The 1,857-nt window shown below is 68.4% G+C and carries 1 protein-coding gene; it reads right to left on the reverse strand.

Translation table 11 applies throughout. The features are described from left to right. Nucleotides 1-1,857, reverse strand: a 1,857-nt coding sequence (gene rpoB, locus ACIBQ8_RS51160) for a DNA-directed RNA polymerase subunit beta (RefSeq protein ID WP_397195920.1), incomplete at both ends; no start/stop codon positions are given.

Consider the following 1,857-nt stretch of genomic DNA (forward strand, 5'->3'; position numbering starts at 1 on the left):
ACGCCCAGCGGGTTGAGGATGATGTCGACCGGGGTGCCGTCCTCAAGGAACGGCATGTCCTCGACCGGCAGGATCTTGGAGATGACGCCCTTGTTACCGTGCCGGCCGGCCAGCTTGTCGCCGTCGGTGATCTTACGCTTCTGCGCGATGTACACCCTGACCAGCTCGTTCACCCCGGGCGGCAGCTCGTCGCCGTGCTCCCTGGAGAAGGTGCGCACGTCGATGACCGTGCCGCGCTCCCCATGGGGCACCTTCAGCGAGGTGTCGCGGACCTCGCGGGCCTTCTCCCCGAAGATGGCGCGCAGCAGCCGCTCCTCCGGGGTCAGCTCGGTCTCGCCCTTCGGGGTGACCTTGCCGACCAGGATGTCGCCGGGCACCACCTCGGCGCCGATGCGGACGATCCCGCGCTCGTCGAGGTCGGCCAGGACCTCCTCGGAGACGTTGGGGAGGTCGCGGGTGATCTCCTCCGGGCCCAGCTTGGTGTCGCGGGCGTCGACCTCGTGCTCCTCGATGTGGATCGAGGACAGGACGTCGTCCTGCACCAGGCGCTGGGACAGCACGATCGCGTCCTCGTAGTTGTGGCCCTCCCACGGCATGAACGCCACCAGCAGGTTCTTGCCGAGCGCCATCTCACCGTCGTCGGTGCAGGGCCCGTCGGCGATGACCTGGCCGGCCTCGACCCGGTCGCCCTCGGCGACGATGGGCCTCTGGTTGAAGCAGGTGCCCTGGTTGGAGCGCCTGAACTTGGCGACCCGGTACGTGGTGCGCGTGCCGTCGTCGTTCATGACGGTGACGTAGTCGGCCGAGACCTCCTCCACCACGCCGGCCTTCTCGGCGCTGATGACGTCGCCGGCGTCGGTCGCGGCACGGTACTCCATGCCGGTGCCGACCAGCGGCGCCTCGCTGCGGATCAGCGGCACCGACTGGCGCTGCATGTTCGCGCCCATCAGGGCGCGATTGGCGTCGTCGTGCTCCAGGAACGGGATCATCGCGGTGGCGACCGACACCATCTGGCGCGGCGACACGTCGATGTAGTCGACCTCGCGGGAGGCCACGTAGTCGGTCTCGCCGCCCTTGGTGCGGACCAGGACGCGGGCGTCGGTCAGCTCGCCGTCCGCGCCCAGGGACGAGTTCGCCTGGGCGACGACGAACCGGTCCTCCTCGTCGGCCGTCAGGTAGTCGATCCGGTCGGTGACCCTGCCGTCGACGACCTTGCGGTAGGGCGTCTCGATGAAGCCGAAGGCGTTGAGACGGCCGTAGCAGGCGAGGTAGCCGATGAGGCCGATGTTCGGGCCCTCGGGCGTCTCGATCGGGCACATCCGGCCGTAGTGGGACGGATGCACGTCACGGACCTCCATCCCGGCCCGCTCACGGGACAGACCACCGGGGCCCAGGGCGTTCAGCCGCCGCTTGTGCGTCAGGCCGGCCAGCGGGTTGATCTGGTCCATGAACTGCGACAGCTGCGAGGTGCCGAAGAACTCCTTCATCGACGCCACCACCGGCCGGATGTTGATCAAGGTCTGCGGCGTGATCGCCTCGACGTCCTGGGTGGTCATCCGCTCCCGGACGACCCGCTCCATGCGGGCCAGGCCCAGCCGGACCTGGTTCTGGACGAGCTCGCCGACGCTGCGGATGCGCCGGTTGCCGAAGTGGTCGATGTCGTCGAGCTCCACGACGACCTCGCCCATGGACGTCTCCCCCGCGTGCAGCCGCACCAGGTACTCGATCATCGAGACGACGTCGTCCTCGGTCAGCGTGCCCCGCGTGATCTCGGAGTCGACCCCGAGCTTCTTGTTGATCTTGTAGCGGCCCACCTTGGCCAGGTCGTACCGCTTGGGGTTGAAGTACAGGTTCTCC

Origin of the sequence: Nonomuraea sp. NPDC049646 (assembly GCF_044465525.1) — a bacterium.
In the GTDB taxonomy this organism is placed as follows: domain Bacteria; phylum Actinomycetota; class Actinomycetes; order Streptosporangiales; family Streptosporangiaceae; genus Nonomuraea.